Raw genomic sequence first — 21,052 nt, 5'->3', positions numbered from 1 at the left:
GCTGATATAAAGGTCCGGTGCACGCCTTCGATGTGCTCGGCGACCCCGTGCGGCGCCGGATCCTGGAGCTGCTCGCCGACGGGGAGATGACCGCCGGTGCGCTGGTCGACGTCGTCCGGGCCGAGTTCGGGATCTCGCAACCCGGCGTCTCGCAGCACCTGAAGGTGTTGCGGGACAACGGATTCGCCACCGTGCGCGTGGCCGGCACACGGCGGCTCTACGCCGTCGACACCCGGCCCCTGCGTGAGGTGGACGAGTGGCTCGACCATTTCCGCCAGTTCTGGACCAACCCGTTGCAGGCCCTCGCGACCGAGCTCGCCCGAGGCCGACGTGAGCGGCGCGGGGGCGACCCGCCGACCGCCGCACCCGAGGAGAGGAACCAACCATGATCGACGCCACCAGCCAGGTCAACGCCATCCGCCGCCAGCTCGGCACGCGCACGCTGGAGGCCGGCGAGGCCCGGGTGATGACCATCAGCCAGACGTACGACGCGCCCCTGGACGACGTCTGGGACGCCTGCACCAACCCCGAGCGCATCCCCCGCTGGTTCCTGCCGGTCTCCGGCGACCTGCGGCTGCACGGGAAGTACCAGCTGGAGGGCAACGCGGGCGGCACCGTCGAGCGCTGCGACCCGCCGAGGAGCTTCGCCGCCACCTGGGAGATGGGCGGCGAGGTGAGCTGGATCGAGGTCACGCTGACGCCGGTCGAGGACGGCCGCACCCGCTTCCAGCTGGAGCACATCGCCCACGTCGCCCAGGAGTTCTGGGACCTGTACGGTCCGGGCGCGGTCGGCGTCGGATGGGACTTGGGGCTGCTCGGCCTGGCCTCGCACCTCGCCGCGGACGGCAGCGGGGTGACCCCGGAGCAGAGTGCCGCCTGGACCGCGTCGCCGGAGGGGAAGGACTACGTCAGGCGCAGCAGCGAGGCGTGGCGCGAGGCGAGCGTCGCCGCGGGCACCGACGAGGCGGCGGCCCGCGCCGCCGCCGAGCGCACCACCGCCTTCTACACGGGCGACCCGGCGGCCTGACCGGGCTGTGTGGCCTGCCGGGTAGGCCCGCCAGGCCACGGACGGGTAGACCACCCGGCGGCGGGTAACGTGCAGCGGCATGACGGGCTCCGCGTACTCGCACTGTTCCTTCTGCGGGGCGGCCTACTCCGGGGGAGCCGGGTGGCCGCGGGTCTGCGCCACGTGCGGTCAGACGGTCTGGCGCAACCCGCTGCCCGTCGCGGTCGCGGTGCTGCCGGTCCGCACGGCCGACGGTGTGGGCGTGGTCGTCGTCCGTCGGGACATCGAACCGGCGCGCGGGCTGCTCGCGCTGCCGGGCGGCTTCGTCGAGTACGGCGAGGAGTGGAGCGACGCGCTGGTCCGGGAGCTGCGGGAGGAGACGGGACTCCTCGCCGACGCGGCCGACGCGGAGCTCTTCGCGGTGCACAGCGCGCCGGCCGGCGGGACCATGATGGTCTTCGGCGAGCTGCCGGCGCGGTCCGCGGAGGACCTGCCCCCCTCGGCGCCGACCGAGGAGGCGACCGAGTGGCTGGTGCTCACCGAGCCGGTCGAGCTGGCGTTCTCCACCCACACCCGGGTCCTGGCGGACTTCCTCGCCCGCGAGCGCGTCTGAGGTCAGGTGGCCAGGTAGCGGGGCGGTACGGCCCCGGTGAGCCAGACGCCGTTGGCGCTGCGGTGGAAGACGTGGCCGTCCCGGGCCATCGCGGCGGCGTCCACGGTCAGCACCACCGTCACCCCCGTACGCCGGGCACCCACCCGTCGGGCGGTCTCCACGTCCGGGGACAGGTGGACGTGGTGCCGGCCGCCCCGGTGCAGGCCGGTGGCGCGGATCGAGTCGAGGGCATCGGCGCTGGTGCCGTGGTAGAGCCACGCCGGCGGCGACACGGGCTCCAGCCCCAGGTCGACCGGGATGGAGTGGCCCTGGCTGGCGCGGATGCGGTCCACCCCGTCCGGCCCGCGCTCCACCGCGAACCGCTGCTTGTCGTTGTCCGCGACGACCGCGTCGAGGTCGGCCCGGTCGATCCGCAGCGCGGCGAGGAAGGCCGGCAACGGCACCCACCCCGCCCCGTCGGGCGCGAGGCCGAAGCGACCCGGCTCGTGCCGGAGGGCCAGGGACATGCGCTTGCTGAGCCGTACCATCGCGCGGTTTTCCACGCTGGCATTCTCACCGGCCGGCGGCGTGGCGGCGAGCCAAATTGCCGCGCGCACGGCATCCACGGTCGCGGCGCCCGGTCAGGTCGTGACCGGCTCCACGGTCAGCGGAAGGAGCACCCGGAACACCGTCGCGCCGGGGACGGAATCCACGCGGATGTCGCCGTGGTGCTTGCGCACCACGATCCGGTACGAGATGTCCAGGCCCAGGCCGGTGCCCTCGCCCACCGGCTTGGTGGTGAAGAAGGGTTCGAAGATGCGGGGGCGCACCGCCGGCGGGATGCCCGGCCCGGTGTCGGCCACCTCGACCGCGAGCCGGTCGGAGTCGCGGGCGGTGCGCACGGTCAGGAGCGGCGGTTGACCGGCGACCGAACGGGTAGACGACCGCCCGCCGCGTGGGGCGGCGGCGGTGGCCGGCCCACGGCCACCGGGAGGACGTTTCCGGGGGGCCGATGTCGCGAAGTCCAGCACCGCCGGACGTGGAGTCCGCGTCCGGCGACGTCGTCGAGCTGCGGGTGCACGGGGTCTCCGGCGCGGGCGCCGAACAGGTGCTGGACCGCCCGGACGTGTCGCAGGTTGCCGGGGACCGGTCCGGCGGATTCTACCGGGTCCGGCCGGGCTATCCGGGTGCCACCGGGGCGGGTGGGGTGGTGCTGGAGACGTACCGGTGGAACGACCTGCCCTCCGGCACGGCCGTGCGGACCCTGTCCCTGGTCTTCCTCCTGCCGTTCATGCTCTGCAACGTGGCGATCTGGATGCGTCCCGCGACGGCCGGTGCCCTCGTGTTCAAGGCGCTGTGCCGGCTGCTGGCGGTGACGCTGACGGCCCTGTACGTGCTGACGGTCGCCGGGGTGGCGCTGGACCTGGTGGCGTGGAAGTGCCTGGCCATGCCCACCTGCCTGTCCGGCCGGAGCTGGCTGTCCTGGCTGGGCGGGCGGCCGGTCGGCCTGCGGCTGGCGGTGCTGTCGCTGGTTCCGGTCGGCGCGGTGGCCGTGGTCTGGCGGCTCGGCGCCCGCCCGGCAGGCCCCTTCGCCACGTTCCGCCCACCGGCTGCCACCGAGGGCCGGCACGAGCTGAGCGTCGTCGGCCGGTGGGACCGGGCGCCGCTTGTCGCGCGGCTGCGGGCGATCCACGTGGCGGTCGCCTTCGGCACGCTGAATCTCGTCCTGCTGGTCGCCCGGCTGGGCGACGGCGGCGCGGGCGCGCTGGTGCTGCTCGTGGTGACCGTTGCGGGGTTGGCCACCTGCGTCGTCCTGGTCTGCCTGCACCCGCAGATCGACTCGGTCCGGGCCCACCGGGGCATCGACCGCTTCACCCGGGCCCTGCGGGACTCCTCGTGCGCACTGACGGCGCTGGTGGTCGCCCTGGTGGCGGCAGATCCGGCGCCGTGGCCCGACGGCGGGGGCCTGCCCGGGTACTCCGTCACGGTCGCCGCGCTCTTCGCGACGCAGACGTGCCTGCTGCTGACGCTCTGGGGCGTGGTGCTGTCCATGCGGGTCAGACAGCCCGAGGGCGGGGCCCGGCGCGGGTACGGCGCACCGGTCATCGCCAGCGTCGCCACCGGGCTGGCGATAGCGTTCTCCGCCGAGGTGGTGTACCGCGTGGCGGACCTGCTGGACCGCAACGCGCCCACCGCCGAGCGCCTGGCCACCTCGCCGCCACTGCCGTACAAGTGGGCGATCTTCGGGTTCTTCCTGGCGGTGATGGTCGCGCTCGTGGTCGGTGCCGGGACGGTTCTGCTGTCCCGGCCGGGCCGGCGGCGCTCCGCCGCGGCCTCCGTGGCCCGGGACTTCCCGCACGCCCCGCCGGACGCCGCGCCCCGGCTGCGCCAGGTCGAGAAGGCCGTTGCGCGGGCGAGCTTCACCGAACTCCTGGAGCCCCTCGGCGTGGTGTACGCGTTCCTCGCCGGCCTGGGCATGGCGACCAGCACGGTCGGGCTGCTCGGGGTGTACCCGGGTGACGTCGTCGAGCGCCTGACCGGCGTGCCGTCCGGTCTGGTGAACTTCGGCGTCACGGTGGGCAGCTACCTCATCGCGGCGACGCTGATCGCGCTGCTGGTGGGCGGGCTGTTCGCGTACCGCACGATGGAGTTCCGCCGGTACGTGGGCGTGCTGTGGGACCTGGGTACGTTCTGGCCGCGCGGGACGCATCCCTTCGCGCCGCCCTGCTACGCCGAGCGGGCCGTGCCGGAGCTGAGCCGGCGGATCACCTGGCTCGTCGGGCAGGGGCACCGGGTGGTGCTCACCGGGCACAGCCACGGGTCGGTGCTGCTCGCCGCGACGGTGCTGCAACTGCCGCCGGCGGTCGGCGAACGGGTGGCGCTGCTGACGTACGGGTCGCCGCTGCGCCGGCTCTACCAGCGGCAGTTCCCCGCGTACGTGGGTGAGGGGGTGCTGCGCGAGGTGGGTGACCGGATCGGCTGGCGGTGGCTGAACCTGTGGCGGGACACCGACCCGATCGGCAGTTGGATCTTCTGCCCGCACCGCGTCGGGGAGCCGTCGTCGGTGGCCGGGCCGGCCGGCTCGGTGGACCGGCGGCTGCGGGATCCGTGGGACGTGGTCGTACCGCCGCACGACAGCGTGCCGCCGCCGCTCCTGGGGCACTGGCCGGGAGAGTTCGACCCGCGCTTCGCCGAGGCGGTGCGGGACCTGGCTGACCGGCTGCGCCGCGCCGGCTGACCGGGGCGGATATCCTCCACCGGGTGAGCGCCGCCCGGCAGACCGACCGCACGCTGATCGCCTCGAACAAGAAGGCGCGGCACGACTACACCGTCCTGAAGACGTACGAGGCGGGCATCGTGCTGGCCGGCACGGAGGTCAAGTCGCTGCGCGAGAGGCGGGCGTCCCTGGTCGACGCGTTCGCGCAGGAGCGCGACGGGGAACTGATGCTCTACGGCCTGCACATCGCCGAGTACGGCTACGGCACCTGGACCAACCACGCGCCGCGCCGCACCCGCAAGCTCCTGCTGCACCGGGTGGAGATCGCCCGGATCCTGGAGAAGCTGCGCGAGGGCGGAGTGACCCTGGTGCCGCTGTCGATGTACTTCTCCGGCGGCTGGGCCAAGGTGGAGCTGGCCCTGGCCAAGGGCAAGCGGGCGTACGACAAGCGGCAGACCCTCGCCGAGCGGGACGCGCAGCGGGAGATCGCCCGCGAGCTGGGCCGCCACCTCAAGGGCCACCCCCGCCGGGGTTGAGCCCGACACTCGTCACGCACCGTCGACCCGACGCGCCCGGAACGTGTTGACGTGGGCCGGGTCGCATGGTGTGCTCCCTCTGCAACCGTAATGACAATCGTAGTCATTACCAACCCGTGAGGAGGAGCATGTCTCTCACCGTCCCACCCGCCCTGCTCGACGCCGCCGAGCGCGGCCCGATCGACGACGCGGACTTCGTCGCCTGCGTCCGCGACTCGCTTCCGTACGCCTGGGCGACCGTCAGCCGGGTGGTCGCCGACCTGGAGTCCGGTGGCGGCGAGCGCGCCGACAACGTGATCCCGCCGCCCACCGAGGCCGAGCGCGGCCAACTGCTGCGGGCACTGGCCAGCGACGCCATCCGGGCCGGCCTGGAGCGGCACTTCGGGGTGAAGCTCGCCTTCCAGAACTGCCACCGCGTCGCGGCGTTCCGGCCGTCCGCGGTGGACTCCGACACCTACCGGCGGTTCGTCTCGCCGCGCGGCCAGGTGCTCAACCAGTCCCCCGAGCTGCGCAACTGCTGATCCGGCCGCCCACGACCGGCGGGTGGGACGGGGGTGCGGCGCACCTGTTCCTGCTCGCCGGTCACGCCGACGCGGTGCGCGGGCGCCCGCGGCGTTCGGGTCGGTCAGCGGGCGCAGGTGGTGCAGGTGCCGAAGATCTCCAGCGTGTGCCCGACGTCGGTGAAGCCGTGCTCGGCCGCCACCTGCTCGGCCCAGCGCTCGACCGCCGGCCCGGCCACCTCGACGGTCCGCCCGCAGGAGCGGCAGACCAGGTGGTGGTGGTGCCGGCTCTGGCTGCACCGCCGGAAGAGCTGCTCGCCGCCGGGAAGCCGGGTGGAGTCGATCTCACCGGCGTCGACCAGCAGCTGGAGGGTGCGGTAGACGGTGGTCAGGCCGACCCGGGCGTCCCGGTCGCAGAGCATCCGGTGCAGCTGCTGCGCGGTGTGGAAGCCCTCGACCTCACGGAGCAGGGCCAGCACCTCGGTGCGCTGCCGGGTGTTCCGGGCCACGTTCGGGATCGCCTGCGTCACCGTACCCTCGCCATCTCCCCTGCCCGGGCCGCGGTCGGCGGCCGGGTCGCCGGCACCCCGGCCGGCTGGACCCATTATGCGCGCGCCGTGCCGCGACGGCCGGTCGGCCTGTCCGGGGGTGATCCGCGCCCTGGGGTCACCGGGGCAGCGGCGGACGCGCCGGGGGCGGGCCGTTCAACGGCACCCGGCCGACGCAGCGCGGATCCGGCTCGCCGACCGGCTGCCGGGGCATCATCCAGTCCAGTGCGGTGTCCTCGACGTGCCAGCCGTAGACGTCGACGCGACTGATCGGTATCCGCCCCGGGTCGGGGCAGAGCAGTTGACCCCGCACCTGGTCGTTGGGGAGGAACCGGACCTCTCCCCGCCGGTCCAGGACGATGGTCATCCGGTCCGTGACGGTGACCGCCTGGCCGCGGACCACCTCGCGGACGGGCCCCGCCTCCGGCCCCACCTCCACCGCCACCGCGGGCAGCAGCGGTACCCGCAGGAAGACCACGCCCATCACCACCGGGACCACGCCGGCCACCGCGTACGCCAGGGCGCGGGTCAGCCCCGGGGCGATCCGGCGGGGCAGCGGGCCGGTGAGCACCGCCACACCGGCCGGCGGCACGAGCAGCAGCAGGGCGGTGGCGGGCTCACCGAGCCGGAGCGCGGACACCGCCGCCGGGGCAAGCCAGGCGTACGCCCCGGCGGCCACGGCCACCGGCACCAGCAGCCCGGTGACCAGCAGCCGGAGCGGCCGGTCCGGGTGGCGGTGCCGGGTGCGCAGCGCCAGCAGCGCGAGGGCGAGCATCACCAGCAGCGGCAGGAACCGCAGCTGCCAGGTGAGCGCCGCCAGGCCGACGGCCGCGACCAGCACCCACCCGGGCGTACGGGTGGTGCCGTACGCGAGCAGCGACCGCTCGGTGTCGAACCGCTCCGGCGCGCTGACCTGGAGCAGGCGGCCGAGCAGCCCGAGCACCAGCACGACCAGCGGGAACGCCCAGACCAGGGCGATCAGCAGGGCGCTGAGCAGCCCCAGCGGGCTGACGTACTGCACGAGCAGCAGCATCGTCGGCATGTCCTGCCGACTGAGCCGCCACAACCGCAGCACCAGCAGCAGCACCGGGAAGGCCGGCAGCAGGGTCAGCAGCCACTGCTGCGCCTGCTGCGCCGGCCGGGTGCCCGGGCGGCGGTCCGGACGCCCGTCGCCGGCCGGTTCGGAGACGGCAGCGCCCACCTCTCCCACGGCCACTGCCGCACCTCCACCTTCGTCTCGGGTTCCGGCTGGCGGGCGACCGCCACCTGCTGGCGCTCGCTGTACTGCTGCTCCGAGCCCAGGTACCGGTCGAACGCCCGCTTCCACCGGTCGCCGTCCGGCCCGAACGCGGACTCGGTGAGCGACAGGTTCACCAGGTCCCGCATGGCCGGGTTGGGGCCGGTGTTGACGCCCCACCGCTCCGCGGCCTCCGCGCCGATGTCCCAGTGCTGGAGGTCCTTGCGCCGCTGCAACGTCACCGCGGGTGGCAACTCCCCCGGCGGGCGGGGACCGACGAAACCGGCGAGGATCGCCGCGTCGGTGGTGACCGCGTCCACCACCCCGTCGTAGAGCGCCTGGACGCAGTCGCTGATCCGGTTGCGCCCGATCGGGCTGGCGCCCGCCTCCCGCAGGCGCTGCTCGGACGTGGAGGTGCCCAACGTGCAGACCTTGCGCTGGGCGAGGTCGCGCAGGCTCGCCACCGGCCGGGTGTCGGACCGCAACGTCACCACCGACTGCTCGGTCTCCAGGTAGGGAAAGGAGAAGACCACCCCGTCCCGGCGACGCTGTTCGGTGACGCTGTAGGAGGCGATCACCAGGTCGACGGTGACGTAGCTGCCGTCGGTGTTCCGCGCCTGCCGCCGGGCCCGGTCCTCGCTCTCGATGGCCAGCAGCGTGACCTCCGGCGCGTCGAAGCCCAGGTCCTCCGCGATCATGTACGCGATCTCGATGTCGAAGCCCTCGAAGGTGCCGTTCGCCAGCTTCTGCGACACCCCCGGCTGGTCGTCCTTCACGCCGATGAGCAGCTTGTCCCGGTTGGCCAGCCCCGCCCGTTCGCGCAGTTCCTCCCGCGTCGGCGGGCCGCTGGCGACGACGACCCGGACGACGGCCACCACGATGATCACGAGCAGGACCACCAGCGCCGCGAGGCGCACCTGCCGCCGCCGTGATCCGCCGTCGTCGGCCGCGGCCGGCTCCGGCTCCGGTACGACGTCGTCGGCTCCCCGTGCCTGGCCCACTCGAACCTCCCCGTCACCGGCCCCGCGAAGCGTCCATTGTGCTGTATGGCCGCGCCGGCACGACATCCCGTGAACGGCTCGGCGGGTCGGCGCCGACACTTCCCGCACGTGCGAGGAACATGGCGTTCACGGCTCGCAACAGCGGCGGATAGGCCCCTTTCCGCTCGCAGGTGCGGGCGGCTAGGGTGGCCGGGTGGCGATGTTCCGGATCGGTGACGCGGCCGACCTGCTCGGCGTCAGCGCCGACACCGTCCGGCGCTGGGTCGACGCCGGCCGGCTCGCGGCGGTCCGCGACGAGCACGGGCACCGCGTGATCGCCGGGGTGGACCTGGCCGCGTTCGCCCGGGACCGCTCGGCCGACCCCGACGAGCGGGCGGACGCCTCGTCGGCCCGCAACCGGCTGCGCGGCATCGTCGTGAACGTCGTCAAGGACACCGTGATGGCGCAGGTCGACATCCAGGCCGGGCCGTTCCGGATCGTGTCGCTGATGAGCCGCGAGGCGGTCGACGAGCTGGACCTGACCGTCGGATCGCTGGCCGTGGCCGTGATCAAGTCGACCACCGTCGTGGTGGAGAAGGCCGCCGCGCCCGGCGTCGGCAGAGGGAGACAGGCACCGTGAACGTGACGCGTACCGTCCGGTCCCTCGTCGCGGTCGCCGCCGTCGCGGCCCTGGCGTCCTGCTCCGGCGGCGGCGCGGCGCCGGCGGACGGGGCCGGCGGCCGGGTGACCGTCTTCGCCGCCGCCTCGCTCACCGAGTCGTTCACCCGGATCGGCGAGGACTTCGAGGCCGCCAACCCGGGCACCACCGTCGAGTTCAACTTCGCCGGCAGCTCCGCGCTGGCCACCCAGATCAACCAGGGCGCGCCCGCCGACGTCTTCGCGGCCGCCGCGCCACGGAACATGGCCACCGTGGCCGACGCCGGCAACGCCGACGGCCAGCCGGTGGTCTTCGCCCGCAACCAACTGGTCGTCGCGGTCGCCCCGGGCAACCCCCGGGGCGTACGCGGGCTGACCGACCTCGCCCGACCCGGACTGAAGGTCGCGCTCTGCGCGGAGCAGGTGCCGTGCGGCGCGGCGGCGCGGACCGCCCTCGACGCCGCCTCGGTCACGCTCACCCCGGTCACCCTCGAACAGGACGTCAGAGGCGCGCTGTCCAAGGTCACGCTCGGCGAGGTGGACGCCGCGCTGGTCTACCGCACCGACGCGCGGGCCACCGCGTCCGACGTGACCGCCGTGGAGTTCCCCGAGTCCGCCGGCGCGGTGAACGACTACCCCGTCGTGGTCCTCGCCGACGCGCCCAACGCCGCCGGCGGCCGGGCCTTCGTCGCGTACGTCCGGTCGGAGCCGGCGCGGGCGGTGCTCGCCGAGGCGGGCTTCCAGGCACCGTGACCCCGACCGACACCGGACCGGCACGGGCCAGGTCGCGCGGCCCGCGCCGGCGGCCCGGCCGGGTGCCGGCCGCACTGCTCGTACCGGCCGCACTCGGCCTGGTCTTCCTCGTGCTGCCGCTGGCCGGGCTGCTCGCCCGCACCCCGTGGACCACGCTGCCCCAGCGGCTGGCCGAGCCGGGAGTGCTCACCGCGCTGCGGCTGTCGCTGCTGACCGCCACCCTGGCCACCCTGTTCTGCCTGCTGCTCGGCGTACCGCTGGCCTGGCTGCTGGCCCGCGTCGAGTTCCCCGGCCGGCGCGTGGTGCGCGCCCTGGTCACCGTGCCGCTGGTCCTGCCACCGGTGGTCGGCGGTGTGGCGCTGCTGCTGGTCTTCGGCCGCCGGGGCCTGCTCGGCGGCTGGCTCGACGCGACGTTCGGCGTGACCCTGCCCTTCACCACCGCCGGGGTGGTGCTGGCCGAGGCGTTCGTGGCGATGCCGTTCCTCGTCATCGCGGTGGAGGGGGCGCTGCGCGGCGCCGACCAGCGCTACGAGGAGGCCGCGGCGACCCTCGGCGCCGGCCGGTGGACCACCTTCACCCACGTGACGCTGCCGCTGGTCGCGCCGGGGCTGGCCGCCGGCGCGGTGCTGTGCTGGGCCCGCGCGCTCGGCGAGTTCGGTGCCACCATCACCTTCGCCGGCAACTACCCCGGCCGCACCCAGACCATGCCGCTCGCCGTCTACCTGGCACTGGAGACGGACCTGGAGGCCGCCGTGGTGCTCAGCCTGATCCTGCTCACCGTCTCGGTCGTCATCCTCGCCGCCCTGCGCGACCGCTGGATCACCAGCCCGTGAGCGCGCCCCTGCTGGACGCCCGGATCGTCGTGGAGCGCGGCGCGTTCCGGCTGGACGTGCCGCTGACCGTCGCCGCCGGGGAGGTCGTGGCGCTGCTCGGGCCCAACGGCGCCGGCAAGACCACGGCGTTGCGGGCGCTCGCCGGGTTGCAGCCACTGAGCGCCGGGCACGTGACCCTCGACGGCACCGACCTGGACCGACCGGACCGGCGGGCGTGGACACCGACCGAACGCCGGCCGATCGGCGTGGTCTTCCAGGACTACCTGCTCTTCCCGCACCTGACCGCACGGGACAACGTGGCGTTCGGACCACGCCGGCACGGCGCCGACCGACGGACCGCGCGGCGCGTCGCCGACGAGTGGCTCACCCGGGTCGGCCTGACCGCGTACGCCGCCCGCCGGCCCCGCCAGCTCTCCGGCGGGCAGGCACAGCGCGTCGCCCTGGCCCGCGCCCTCGCCGTCGCCCCGGCGCTGCTGCTGCTCGACGAGCCCCTCGCCGCCCTCGACGCCCGGACCCGGCTGGACACCCGCGCCGAGCTGCAACGGCACCTCGGCGCCCACGCCGGCGCCACCGTGCTGGTCACCCACGACCCGCTGGACGCCCTCGTGCTCGCCGACCGGCTGGTGATCGTCGAGGGCGGCCGGGTGGTGCAGGAGGGCGACGCGGCCACCGTCACCGCCCGGCCGCGCACCGACTACGTCGCCCGGCTGGTCGGGCTCAACCTGCACCGGGGACACGCCGACGGGCACACCGTCCGGGTCGGTGACGGGCTCGTCCTCGCCGTCGCCGAGCGGCTCGACGGGGACGCCTTCGTGGCCTTCCGACCGGCGGCCGTGGCCCTGTACCCGAGCCGCCCCGACGGCAGCCCCCGCAACACCTGGCCCGCGACCGTCGTCGGGGTGCAACGCCACGGCGACAACCTGCGGGTGCAGCTCGACGGACCGATCGGGGTGGCCGCCGACGTGACCCCGGCCGCCGTCGCGCAACTGCGCCTGGCGCCGGGTCAGGCGGTGTGGGCCGCGGTCAAGGCGGCGGAGACCCACGCCTACCCGGCGACCTGATCCGGCACCGGCGAGATCAGCCGGCCAGCAGGTCGGCGTGGGCGGCGCGCAGCCGGGCCAGGGACGGGTCGCTGCCCGGCGTCACGCGGCGGTCCAGCTCGGCCCACGCCTCGGCCAGGGCGGCGGTGACCGCGCGCAGCTCGGCGGAGTGCCGGCGGGCGCTCTGCCGATGCGCCTCCTCCAGGCGACGGGCCCAGCCGGCGGTGACCGTCGCGAGACGGTCGGCGTCGGCGCCGGCCTGTGCCGTGGTGCGCGCGGCGGCGGCCGGGACGATCGCGGCGACCGGCCGGGGGTCGCCGTCGCGGGTGACGACGGTGACCGTGTCGGTCAGCTCGGCCAACGCCACGAGCTGGGTGAGCCGGGTGCGCGCCTCGCGCAGGGGCACCGAGCGGGGCTGGTCGGCGTGCGGGGTGAGGGCGGGGACAGCCATGGATGGATGGTGCCGCCGGGGTATGACAGTTTCCGTCCGCCCCGTCCTCAGGCGTGGGCGGGCCCGGTCCCGTCCGGCCGCCGGTCAGGCCGCCCGCCCGGCACCGAGGATGGTGCCGGACCGTCCGCGGCCGTGCGGCGGCGACACCCGACCCGACCCAGGAAGGGTTCGAAGGGCGGCCGCCGAACCGTGCCCGGTTACGCGCTCTGGCCGACGACACCCCACGGTGAATTCGACCCGACCGGACCCTTCGCCTGGCAGGTCGACTCGAAGCGGTCGTGGTGGTAGTCAAGCCGTTCATTGCGCTCAGCCTGCGGAACCCGCTGCCACGCGCCCTGACTGGCGGTCCACCAACTGCCGTCGGTCTTGGCGAAAGTGTCGATCGTCGAGGACATCGGCGTGACGAGGCCCTGCTGCCAGCGCGCCACCATCGCCTCGTGGGTCATTTCCGTCAAATCACTCACACCGGGACGCGCGGTCGAAAGGCTGTCAGCGGGCACAGTGGCATTCCTTACGAAGAGGGCGGACTACCTCGAACTATGCGACGTGGCGACGAATGGGGCTGAAGGCTGGAAGCACATGTCCCTGGGCAGGTGCGGGGGTGTCACGTCCAGCGGGCCGGCCAACCGCGCGCTCATCCAACTGTATAACCGCAAGGGCACCGACGCCCAGAACCGGACCCGGCAGCGGCCGCCGAGACCGGGTGCGCGCTTGGCGCAGCGGCACCGAACGGGGCTGGTCGTCGTCGGTAATGCGGGTGCGCCGTCGGGCGTCGCGGCCCATCATGGCGGTCGACTGGGGAGGTCGCCGTGCACGTGGAACCCGTCCCCGCCGGAACGCGGGCGGTGGTGCTCGTCGAGGGGACGAGCGACCGGGTCGCCGTGGAGACCCTCGCCACGGGTGTCGGCCGCGACCTGGCCGGCGAGGGCGTACGGGTGGTGGCGATGGGCGGCGCCACCAACATCGGCCACTTCCTCGACCTGCTCGGGCCGAACGGCCGGGGCCTGCGGGTGGCCGGTCTGTACGACGACGCCGAGGAGGGCTTCTTCCGGCGTGGTCTGGAGCGGGCGGGGCTGGGCCGTGGCCTGACCCGGCCGGAGCTGGCCGCGCTGGGCTTCCACGCCTGTGTCGCCGACCTCGAGGACGAACTGATCCGCGCCAACGGCGTCGACGGCGTCCGGCGGGTGGTCACCGAGGCCGGCGACCTCGCCTCCTTCGCGCTGTTCCAGCGGCAGCCGGCGCAGCAGGGGCGGGCGGTCGAGGCACAGTTGCGCCGGTTCCTCGGCACCCGGTCCGGCCGCAAGGCCGCGTACGCCCGGCTGCTCGTCACCGCGCTCGACCCGGACCTGGCCCCGCGGTCGCTGCGCGCGGTGCTGGACCACCTCTGACCCGCGCGCCGGGGCCGGGCCCGGCGCCCCCGTCCGGAGACCGGCTGCAACCACCCAACCTACCGGCCACGCCCTCCCCGCGTCCGTCGATTGCGCCCGCATCCCGGGGCGGGGGACCTCCGCCCGCGCCGTCGTGGGAGGGTGCACGGCCGGGCCGGCGCGGGTAAGGTGCGAACCGGGTCAAGACATGCGCCCGGGTGTGGCACGGCCACGCCACTTCCCCACCTCCCCACACCGGGAAGAGCCATGTTGATCCCCCACCTGCCGCCACAGCTGACCGACCCGCCGGACACACCCGACCACCAGGCGGACGGTCCGGGGCCGATCGCCGCCGTCCGCTGCGCCGCCGACCGGGCGGGCACGGTCGTCCGCGTCACCGGTGAGATCGACCTGAGCAGCGCCCACCTCCTGGTCGAGGCGGTACAACGGTCCTGCGACGGGCACGGCGGTCCGATCCGGCTCGACCTGTCCGAGGTGACGTTCTTCAGCGCGTCGGGCATCACCGCCCTGCTGCGCGCCCGCGCGGCGGTCGAGGCGGCCGGCGGCAGTCTCCACCTGGACGAGCCGGCGCCCTGCGTACGCCGACTGCTCGCGCTCACCAGGACCGGCCTACCGACCGGTCCCGGTGACGCGCGGTGGTGATCAGGAGTTTCGGCCAGGTGGACGGCCCGGACGGCGGAGCGCCGCCGCCGCAGGCCGCGGCTGGGGCAGGCCCGGGGCGGCCCGGACACGCATCGGGGCCTCCTATCGCGACGGCGGTGGTGTCACCCGGGCGAGGAGCTCGGCCAGGTGCACGGCCCGGACGGCGGAGCGCCGCCGACGCAGGCCGGTCTGGAGCTGTCGCAGGCAGCCGGGGTTGACCGCCACGACGTAGTCGACACCGGCCGCCTCGATCTCGTCGAGCTTCGCGTCGAGGATCGTCCGGGAGTCGGCCGGCCGCAGCAGCGCGTACGTCCCGGCGGCGCCGCAGCAGGTCGCGGCCGAGGGCAGCTCGACGTGGTCGGCGACCCGGCGCAGCAGCGCGCGCGGCTGCGCGTGCACGCCGAGGCCGTTGCGCAGGTGACAGGAGTCCTGGAGGGTGACCCGGGCCCGCCGGCCGTCGACGAGGACCTCGCCGGTGGGCGCCCGGTCGGCCAGCCACTGCGACAGCTCGCGCACCCGGTCGCGGCCGAGCACGCTGGCCAGATGGGCGGCGCAGCCGCCGGACGTGGTGACGATCGTGCCGGGCAGGTCCTCTCCGAGCCTCCGCGCCAGCTCCTCCCCGCCGGCCAGGTCACCGTTGTGGGCGTGCAGCGCACCGCAGCACCCCTGCGCGGCGGGCGTGGCGAGCTCCGGGCCGAGGGCCCGCGCGGCGCGGCTGACGCCGGGGAACAGCCCGCGCTCGAAGCAGCCGAGCATGAGGTGGTGGGGCGCGTCCGGCCGGCCGCCGACCGCCACCGGCGAGGGGCCGCCCCGGGCGGCGCGGCGGACCAGTCCGAGCAGGCGCAGCAGCCACCGCTGTTCGGCGACGAGCATGAGCGCGCGCGCCAGCAGCGGGCGACGACGGCCCCGCCACTGGTGGACCCGCCACTGCTCCAGCAGGCTGCCGTACTCGACGCCGGCCGGGCACACCGGCTCACAGGCGCGGCAGCCGAGGCAGAACGAGGACTGTTCGGCGAGGGTGGGATCGTCCGGCGGCAGGGTGCCGTCCTGCAGCGCCCGCATCAGCGTGATCCGTCCGCGCGGGGAGGACGCCTCGTCACCGGTCATCGCGTACGTCGGGCAGGCCGGCAGGCAGAAACCGCAGGAGATGCAGCGGGACAGCTGCTCGGGGTGGAAGACGTCGCCGGTCACGATCCCAGCTTTCCGGGGTTGAGGATGCCCGCCGGGTCGAAGGCGGTCTTGATCCGGCGCAGCAGCGCCATCTGCTCCGCGCCGAGGCGGTCGGTCAGGAACGGCAGCTTCGCCGCACCAACCCCGTGTTCGCCGGTGATGGTGCCGCCGAGGTCGAGGGCGGCGGCGAAGATGTCGGCGAAGGCGGCCTCGGCCCGGCGTACGCCGTCGTGGTCGTCGGCGGAGTCCAGGACGCACGTGGGGTGCAGGTTGCCGTCACCGGCGTGGCCGAAGGTCGCGATGGCGACGTCGTGCCGCGCGGCGGCGGCGTCGATCCGGTCGACCATCTCGGCGATCCGGGGCCGCGGCACGGTCGCGTCCTCCAGGATGGTGACCCCGCCCCGGCGGGACAGCGCGGGCAACGCGCAGCGGCGGGCGGCCAGCAGCGCCTCGGCCTGGGCGACCTCGCGGGCCATGGTGACCTCCATGGCGCCCGCGTCGACGCAGGCCGCGCCGATGCGCTCCAGGTTCGTCGCCACCGCCTCCGGTGGCCCGTCGTCGCCGAAGAGCAGCAGCGCCCCGGCGTCGACGCGCAGCCCGAGGTGGGCGAAGTCCTCCACCGCGGCGATGCAGGCCCGGTCGAGGAACTCCAGGGTGGCGGGCACCACCCCGGCCCGGATCACCGCGGCGACGGCCCGCCCCGCGTCGGCCAGGGTCGGGAAGTACGCGACCCCGGTGTTGCTCGACGCCGGGGCCGGCAGCAGGGCCACCGTCGCCTCGGTGAGCACCGCGAGGGTGCCCTCGGACCCGGTGAGCAGCCGGGTCAGGTCGTACCCGGCGACGTCCTTCCACAGTCGACCGCCGGTGCGGATCACCTCGCCGGTGGGCAGGACCGCCTCCAGGCCGAGGACGTAGTTGCGGGTGACCCCGTACTTCAGGCCGCGCAGCCCGCCCGCGCAGGTGGCGACGGTGCCGCCGACGGTGGCCACCGTGCGGCTGCCCGGATCGGGGGCCCAGAGCAGCCCCCGCGCGGCGGCGGCCTCGCCGAGGGCGGCGCTGGTCACCCCCGGCTGCGTCACGGCGAGCAGCTCGTCCGGGGCGATCTCGAGGATGCGGTTGAGCCGGGTCAGCACCAGCACGATCCCGCCGCGCAGCGGCACGGTGGCCGCGCACAGGTTGGAGCCGGCGCCGCGCGGCACCACCGGCACCCCGTGGCGGGTCGCGAGGGCCAGCACCGCGGCCACCTCGGCGGTGTCGGCCGGGAAGACCACCGCGTCCGGCTCGTGCCGGAACAGCGGGGTCGCGTCCCGGGCGTACGCGACGAGGTCGCCGGCGGCGTCGTGCACGTGGGTGGTGCCCACGATGCCGCGCAGCTCGGCGAGCAGGGTTGCCGACAGTGCCACGGGCGTTGCCTCCCCAGGTGGTGCGCCCCCGCCCGGCGGACCGGGCGGGGGCCGTGAGCGGGTCTACAGACCGACGACCGAACGGTCGGCGATCAGCACCGGCGAATCGTAGAGCGGCACGCCGGTGAACGTGTAGGTGCTGCCGCTGACCGACCAGCGTTGGCGGTGTTGTCGGTGACGCCGTACCCGCTGATCGACGTCATGGTGCTGTCGATCAGGGCGGTGGTCGCACCAGGAGTCGATCCGCGGGTCGCGCGCGAAGCGGCCCGCAAGGTCGACGCGGTCCGCGTTGCCCTTGGTCAGCCAGGCGCCGAGGCCCTCGATGCGCACCCGCCGGTCGGTCACCGGGCCATCCTCGCGCACCTCGGCGGGGCGCCGCCCGTGCCGTCCCCGTCCATACAGGAAAACGCTTACCCGAACCTATTGACGACGGCGAGTGCGTGTCGCTAGGTTGGGGCGGCCGGCGAGAAAGCGCTTTCCACCCCGCCTGATCGACTCCATCGACAGGGAGCGCCACATGACCCGACGCCACCTCCGCGCGTTCTGCCTCGCCCTGCTCTCCGTGGTCACCGTCCTGGCCACCACGTCCCTGCCCGCCCAGGCCGCGCCCCGCTTCCGCGTCCTGGTCTTCTCCAAGGTCACGAACTTCTACCACTCGTCCATCCCGGCCGGGAAGACCGCGATCCAGCAGCTCGGTACGGCCCACAACTTCGAGGTGGTCGTCACCGACGACGCGGGCGCCTTCACCGACGCCAACCTCGCGGGATTCGACGCCCTGGTCTTCAACAACACCAACTCCCTGCCCACCTCGGGCGACCTGCTCAACGCCAGCCAGCGGGCCGCGTTCCAGAAGTTCATCCGGGACGGCGGCGGCTGGGTCGGCCTGCACGCGGCCTCGGCCAGCGAACGCGACTGGCCCTGGTACGAGGGCCTGGTCGGCACCATCTTCGACTATCACCCGAACTTCGGCTCGACCGGCGGCGTGTACCCCGGGCGGATCAAGGTCCTGGACCGGGCGCACCCCTCCACGAAGAACCTGCCGGAGCTCTGGGAGCGCAGCGAGGAGTGGTACAACTGGAAGACCAACCCCACCGGCAACGTGCACACCCTCGCCCAGATCAAGGTCCGCGACGGCATCAGCGGCCTGGACGAGGGCGTCGACCACGCGTACTCCTGGTGTCACCGCTACGACGGCGGCCGGTCCTGGTACACGGCCGGCGGGCACTCCAACTCCTCGTTCAGCGAGCCGGCGTTCCTGGAGCACCTGCGGTACGGCATCGAGTGGGCGGCCGGCGCGGCCGCCGGTGACTGCGGTGCCACCGAGACCAGCAACTTCGAGCGCGTCGGCCTGGTCACCGAGAACCTCGCCGACCCGTTCGAGCTGGCCGTCGCGCCGGACCGGAAGGTCTACTTCATCCAGCGCACCGGCGCTCTGAAGGTGGTCAACCAGGACACGCTCCAGACCACCACGCTGCTCGACTTCGCCTACACCTCCGCCATGACCGACCAGTCCGACGGGCTGATCGGCATGACGCTGGACCGCAACTTCGCCACCAACGGTTGGATCTACCTGCTCTGGTCGGACAAGACCCTCAAGCAGCTCAACCTCTCCCGCTTCACGGTGGCGAACAACGCGGTGGCGATGGCGTCGGAGAAACGCCTGCTGACGATTCCGACCTTCCGGGGCGAGGGCCGGGCGAACTCGCACATGGGCGGCTCGCTGACCATGGACCCGTCCGGCCGGCTGTACGCGGCGATCGGGGACAACACCGACCCGTTCGCCTCCAGCGGCTACACCCCGATCGACGAACGCCCCGGCCGGGCCGCCTGGGACGCGCAGGCCACCGCCGGCAACACCAACGACCTGCGCGGCAAGATCCTCCGGATCACCCCGCAGGCCGACGGCACCTACACCATCCCCACCGGCAACCTGTTCCCGGTCGGCACGGCCAAGACCCGACCGGAGATCTACGCGATGGGCATGCGCAACCCGTTCCGGATCACCGTCGACCCGCTGACCAGCGCGGTGCTGGTCGCCGACTACGGACCGGACGCCCGCGCCGCCGACCCCAACCGGGGTCCGGAGGGGACGGTCGAGTTCAACCGGATCACCGCCGCCGGCAACTACGGCTGGCCGTACTGCGTCGGCAACAACATCCCGTTCAACGACTACGACTTCGCCACCAGCACCTCCGGGGCGAAGTTCAACTGCGCGGCGCCGGTCAACAACTCCCCCAACAACACCGGCCTGACCAACCTGCCGGCGTCGAAGTCGGCGCTGGTCTGGTACGCGTACTCCGCCTCCACCCAGTTCCCGGAGGTGGGCACCGGCGGTGGCGGCCCGATGAGCGGCCCGGTCTACGACTACAACCCGGCCAACACCCGGGCCACCAAGTTCCCCGAGTACTACGAGGGCAAGTGGTTCGTCTACGAACTCACCCGCAAGTGGTTCAAGACGCTGTCGGTCCACAAGACCGCGCAGACCTTCACCGACGCCCGCTTCGGCGCCACGAATGTCGGCGACCTCCAGTCCATCAACGGGGTCCTCGGGACCATGTCCTGGATCCAGCCCTTCGAGGCCGAGTTCGGGCCGGACGGCTCGCTCTACGTCATCGACTTCGGTGAGGGCACCGGCAGCGGCCGGGGCGGCAGCAACAACGGCGCCGGCATCTACCGCATCGACTACGTCGCCAACGGCCGCCCGCCGACGGCGAAGATCGCGGCGAACACGGACAGTGGCCCGGCGCCGCTCGCGGTGACCTTCTCCTCGGCCGGGTCGGCCGCCGGGGACGGCTCGTCGCTCAGCTACGCCTGGGACTTCACCAACAACGGCACGACCGACTCCACGGCGGCCAACCCGAGCTTCACCTACAGCACGCCGGGGAAGTACACCGCGAGGCTGACGGTCCGCAACAGCGGCAACGGGCTGACCGCCACGGCGGTGACCGACGTCGTCGTCGGCAACACCCGGCCCACCGTCACCATCAGCATCCCCGACGGCGGGTTCTTCGACTTCGGCGACAAGATCCCGTACACGGTGACGGTCACCGACGCCGAGGACACCACCATCGACTGCTCCAAGGTGGTCGTGCAGACCCAGCTCGGACACGACGCGCACGCCCACCCGCTGGACATCTACACCGGCTGCTCGGGGGTGCTGGCCACCGAGGCCGACGCCGGTGACGGGCACGGTCCGGGGCAGAACCTCTACACGGTGGTGACCGCCCAGTACACCGACGGCGGCGGCTCCGGCGGCGCCCCGGCACTGATCGGGTCCACGCGGTCACAGTTGCAGCCGAAGAGCAAGGAGGCCGAGCACCTCAGCTCCTCCTCCGGGGTGACGGTGTTCGACCGGGCCACCGCCCGGGCCGGCAAGCGGGTCGGCGACATCGACCACAACGAGTGGGTGGCGTACGGGCCGGTGAACCTGCGCAACATCGGCTCGGTGACGGTCGGCGCGTCCTCCGCCGGCACCGGCGGTGACGTCGAGTTCCGGGTCGGCTCGCCCACCGGCACGTTGCTCGGCAAGGCCACCATCAGCCCGACGGGCAGCTACGACAGCGTGGTCTCCCCCACGGTCACGCTGACCAACAAGCCGACCGGCACCTTCACGCTCTACGTGAAGTTCGTCAACGCGGCCCAGCCCACCAGTGGCACACCGGACCTGATGGCCCTCGACTGGCTGCGCTTCAACGGCGCCGGCGTCAAGCAGGAGCCGAGCGGGACGCTGTCGGCGTCGGCCACCCCCACCACGGGGACCGCACCGCTGTCGGTGAACCTGAGCGCCACGGCCACCGCCGGGTCGGGACAGACCATCACCGACTACGCGTGGGACTTCGGCGACAACAGCGCCGTCGTCCACGGGACCACGCTCAGCTCGACCAGCCACTCGTACACCCGCAAGGGGACCTTCACCGCCCGGGTGACCGTCACCTACAGCACCGGTGAATCCCGCTCGGCCAACCTGACGGTCACCGTCAGCTGACCGAGGGCACCACCCGGGCGGGCGGGGACCCTGGTCCCCGCCCGCCCGGGTGTGCTGGCACGCGCTGCCCGGCGTGGCACCGCCGTAGTGCTTCCGGCCCCGGCTCGCCACACC

General features: G+C 74.0%; 23 protein-coding genes. 13 read left to right on the top strand and 10 right to left on the bottom strand.

Annotation, left to right across the window (positions count from 1 at the left end):
- Positions 1-17 precede the first annotated feature (17 nt).
- From ACIBR0_RS11950 to ACIBR0_RS11940, 3 genes are all read left to right on the top strand, one after another.
- Positions 18-389 carry an ArsR/SmtB family transcription factor gene (locus ACIBR0_RS11950; protein WP_396714717.1) on the top strand — a complete coding sequence of 124 codons (372 nt, stop codon included), beginning with the start codon at positions 18-20 and terminating at the stop codon, positions 387-389.
- Positions 386-1,027, top strand: coding sequence for an SRPBCC family protein (locus tag ACIBR0_RS11945; RefSeq protein ID WP_396714715.1), 642 nt, complete (start codon positions 386-388; stop codon positions 1,025-1,027). Before ACIBR0_RS11950 ends, ACIBR0_RS11945 begins: the two co-directional genes overlap by 4 nt.
- Before the next feature lie 79 nt (positions 1,028-1,106).
- Positions 1,107-1,619 carry an NUDIX domain-containing protein gene (locus ACIBR0_RS11940; RefSeq protein WP_396714713.1) on the top strand — a complete coding sequence of 171 codons (513 nt, stop codon included), beginning with the start codon at positions 1,107-1,109 and terminating at the stop codon, positions 1,617-1,619.
- Between the two features lie 2 nt (positions 1,620-1,621).
- Here the strand turns inward: ACIBR0_RS11940 and ACIBR0_RS11935 are convergent, their stop codons facing one another.
- Together ACIBR0_RS11935 and ACIBR0_RS11930 are read right to left on the bottom strand one after the other, a co-directional pair.
- A complete protein-coding gene (locus ACIBR0_RS11935) occupies positions 1,622-2,146 on the bottom strand; it encodes an RNA 2'-phosphotransferase (RefSeq protein WP_396714915.1) in 525 nt (174 codons plus the stop codon).
- 93 nt (positions 2,147-2,239) lie between these two features.
- Positions 2,240-2,500: an ATP-binding protein gene (locus tag ACIBR0_RS11930; protein ID WP_396714711.1), complete on the bottom strand. Its 261-nt coding sequence runs from the start codon at positions 2,498-2,500 to the stop codon at positions 2,240-2,242.
- A gap of 110 nt (positions 2,501-2,610) precedes the next feature.
- On the opposite strand from ACIBR0_RS11930, the gene ACIBR0_RS11925 reads away from it, so the two are divergent.
- The 3 genes from ACIBR0_RS11925 (at position 2,611) to ACIBR0_RS11915 (ending at position 5,872) form a co-directional block, all read left to right on the top strand.
- Positions 2,611-4,836, top strand: a complete 2,226-nt coding sequence (locus ACIBR0_RS11925; protein WP_396714709.1) for a hypothetical protein — start codon at positions 2,611-2,613, stop codon at positions 4,834-4,836.
- A gap of 23 nt (positions 4,837-4,859) precedes the next feature.
- Positions 4,860-5,351: an SsrA-binding protein SmpB gene (gene smpB, locus ACIBR0_RS11920; protein WP_396714707.1), complete on the top strand. Its 492-nt coding sequence runs from the start codon at positions 4,860-4,862 to the stop codon at positions 5,349-5,351.
- Positions 5,352-5,479: 128 nt separating this feature from the next.
- Positions 5,480-5,872 carry an SCO5389 family protein gene (locus tag ACIBR0_RS11915; RefSeq protein WP_396714705.1) on the top strand — a complete coding sequence of 131 codons (393 nt, stop codon included), beginning with the start codon at positions 5,480-5,482 and terminating at the stop codon, positions 5,870-5,872.
- A gap of 104 nt (positions 5,873-5,976) precedes the next feature.
- Here ACIBR0_RS11915 and ACIBR0_RS11910 read toward each other — a convergent pair whose 3' ends face one another.
- The 3 genes from ACIBR0_RS11910 to ACIBR0_RS11900 all read right to left on the bottom strand — a co-directional run bounded on the left by ACIBR0_RS11910 (position 5,977) and on the right by ACIBR0_RS11900 (position 8,637).
- Complete coding sequence (locus ACIBR0_RS11910; protein WP_396714703.1) at positions 5,977-6,381, bottom strand: Fur family transcriptional regulator; 405 nt, start codon at positions 6,379-6,381, stop codon at positions 5,977-5,979.
- 136 nt (positions 6,382-6,517) lie between these two features.
- Entirely contained in the window at positions 6,518-7,615 is a 1,098-nt protein-coding gene (locus ACIBR0_RS11905; protein ID WP_396714701.1) for a hypothetical protein, read from the bottom strand.
- The gene (locus ACIBR0_RS11900; RefSeq protein ID WP_396714699.1) at positions 7,507-8,637 is read right to left on the bottom strand and encodes a transporter substrate-binding domain-containing protein; all 1,131 of its coding nucleotides are present in this window, start codon (positions 8,635-8,637) and stop codon (positions 7,507-7,509) included. Before ACIBR0_RS11900 ends, ACIBR0_RS11905 begins: the two co-directional genes overlap by 109 nt.
- Positions 8,638-8,830: 193 nt before the next feature.
- On the opposite strand from ACIBR0_RS11900, the gene ACIBR0_RS11895 reads away from it, so the two are divergent.
- From ACIBR0_RS11895 to ACIBR0_RS11880, 4 genes are read left to right on the top strand one after another with little or no spacing between them, the layout of a single operon-like run.
- Positions 8,831-9,256, top strand: coding sequence for a molybdopterin-binding protein (locus ACIBR0_RS11895; RefSeq protein ID WP_396714697.1), 426 nt, complete (start codon positions 8,831-8,833; stop codon positions 9,254-9,256).
- Between the two features lie 2 nt (positions 9,257-9,258).
- Complete coding sequence (gene modA / locus ACIBR0_RS11890) at positions 9,259-10,026, top strand: molybdate ABC transporter substrate-binding protein (protein ID WP_396714913.1); 768 nt, start codon at positions 9,259-9,261, stop codon at positions 10,024-10,026.
- Positions 10,023-10,859: an ABC transporter permease gene (locus ACIBR0_RS11885; protein WP_396714695.1), complete on the top strand. Its 837-nt coding sequence runs from the start codon at positions 10,023-10,025 to the stop codon at positions 10,857-10,859. Before modA ends, ACIBR0_RS11885 begins: the two co-directional genes overlap by 4 nt.
- Positions 10,856-11,920, top strand: coding sequence for an ABC transporter ATP-binding protein (locus ACIBR0_RS11880; protein WP_396714694.1), 1,065 nt, complete (start codon positions 10,856-10,858; stop codon positions 11,918-11,920). Before ACIBR0_RS11885 ends, ACIBR0_RS11880 begins: the two co-directional genes overlap by 4 nt.
- Before the next feature lie 16 nt (positions 11,921-11,936).
- Here the strand turns inward: ACIBR0_RS11880 and ACIBR0_RS11875 are convergent, their stop codons facing one another.
- Complete coding sequence (locus tag ACIBR0_RS11875) at positions 11,937-12,350, bottom strand: type II toxin-antitoxin system Phd/YefM family antitoxin (protein ID WP_396714692.1); 414 nt, start codon at positions 12,348-12,350, stop codon at positions 11,937-11,939.
- Between the two features lie 197 nt (positions 12,351-12,547).
- Positions 12,548-12,850 carry a hypothetical protein gene (locus ACIBR0_RS11870; protein WP_396714690.1) on the bottom strand — a complete coding sequence of 101 codons (303 nt, stop codon included), beginning with the start codon at positions 12,848-12,850 and terminating at the stop codon, positions 12,548-12,550.
- Between the two features lie 309 nt (positions 12,851-13,159).
- Here ACIBR0_RS11870 and ACIBR0_RS11865 point away from each other — a divergent pair, with 309 nt between their 5' ends.
- A complete protein-coding gene (locus ACIBR0_RS11865) occupies positions 13,160-13,738 on the top strand; it encodes a TOPRIM nucleotidyl transferase/hydrolase domain-containing protein (protein WP_396714688.1) in 579 nt (192 codons plus the stop codon).
- A 246-nt stretch (positions 13,739-13,984) separates the two neighbouring features.
- Complete coding sequence (locus ACIBR0_RS11860; RefSeq protein ID WP_396714686.1) at positions 13,985-14,380, top strand: STAS domain-containing protein; 396 nt, start codon at positions 13,985-13,987, stop codon at positions 14,378-14,380.
- A gap of 102 nt (positions 14,381-14,482) precedes the next feature.
- On the opposite strand, the gene ACIBR0_RS11855 is transcribed toward ACIBR0_RS11860, so the two are convergent.
- The 3 genes from ACIBR0_RS11855 to ACIBR0_RS11845 all read right to left on the bottom strand — a co-directional run bounded on the left by ACIBR0_RS11855 (position 14,483) and on the right by ACIBR0_RS11845 (position 17,298).
- Positions 14,483-15,571: a (Fe-S)-binding protein gene (locus ACIBR0_RS11855; protein WP_396714684.1), complete on the bottom strand. Its 1,089-nt coding sequence runs from the start codon at positions 15,569-15,571 to the stop codon at positions 14,483-14,485.
- Entirely contained in the window at positions 15,568-16,953 is a 1,386-nt protein-coding gene (locus ACIBR0_RS11850) for an FAD-binding oxidoreductase (protein ID WP_396714682.1), read from the bottom strand. The genes ACIBR0_RS11855 and ACIBR0_RS11850 overlap by 4 nt, the downstream gene beginning before the upstream one ends.
- A gap of 63 nt (positions 16,954-17,016) precedes the next feature.
- A complete protein-coding gene (locus ACIBR0_RS11845; protein WP_396714680.1) occupies positions 17,017-17,298 on the bottom strand; it encodes a hypothetical protein in 282 nt (93 codons plus the stop codon).
- Positions 17,299-17,470: 172 nt separating this feature from the next.
- Here ACIBR0_RS11845 and ACIBR0_RS11840 point away from each other — a divergent pair, with 172 nt between their 5' ends.
- Positions 17,471-20,938 (top strand): ThuA domain-containing protein, encoded by a 3,468-nt coding sequence (locus ACIBR0_RS11840; RefSeq protein ID WP_396714679.1) that lies wholly within the window; start codon positions 17,471-17,473, stop codon positions 20,936-20,938.
- Positions 20,939-21,052 lie beyond the last annotated feature (114 nt).

It is taken from the genome of Micromonospora sp. NPDC049497, assembly GCF_044465805.1.
GTDB lineage: Bacteria > Actinomycetota > Actinomycetes > Mycobacteriales > Micromonosporaceae > Micromonospora.
Note: the sequence above shows the minus strand (reverse complement) of the source record. Positions and strands in the feature narration are given on the sequence as shown.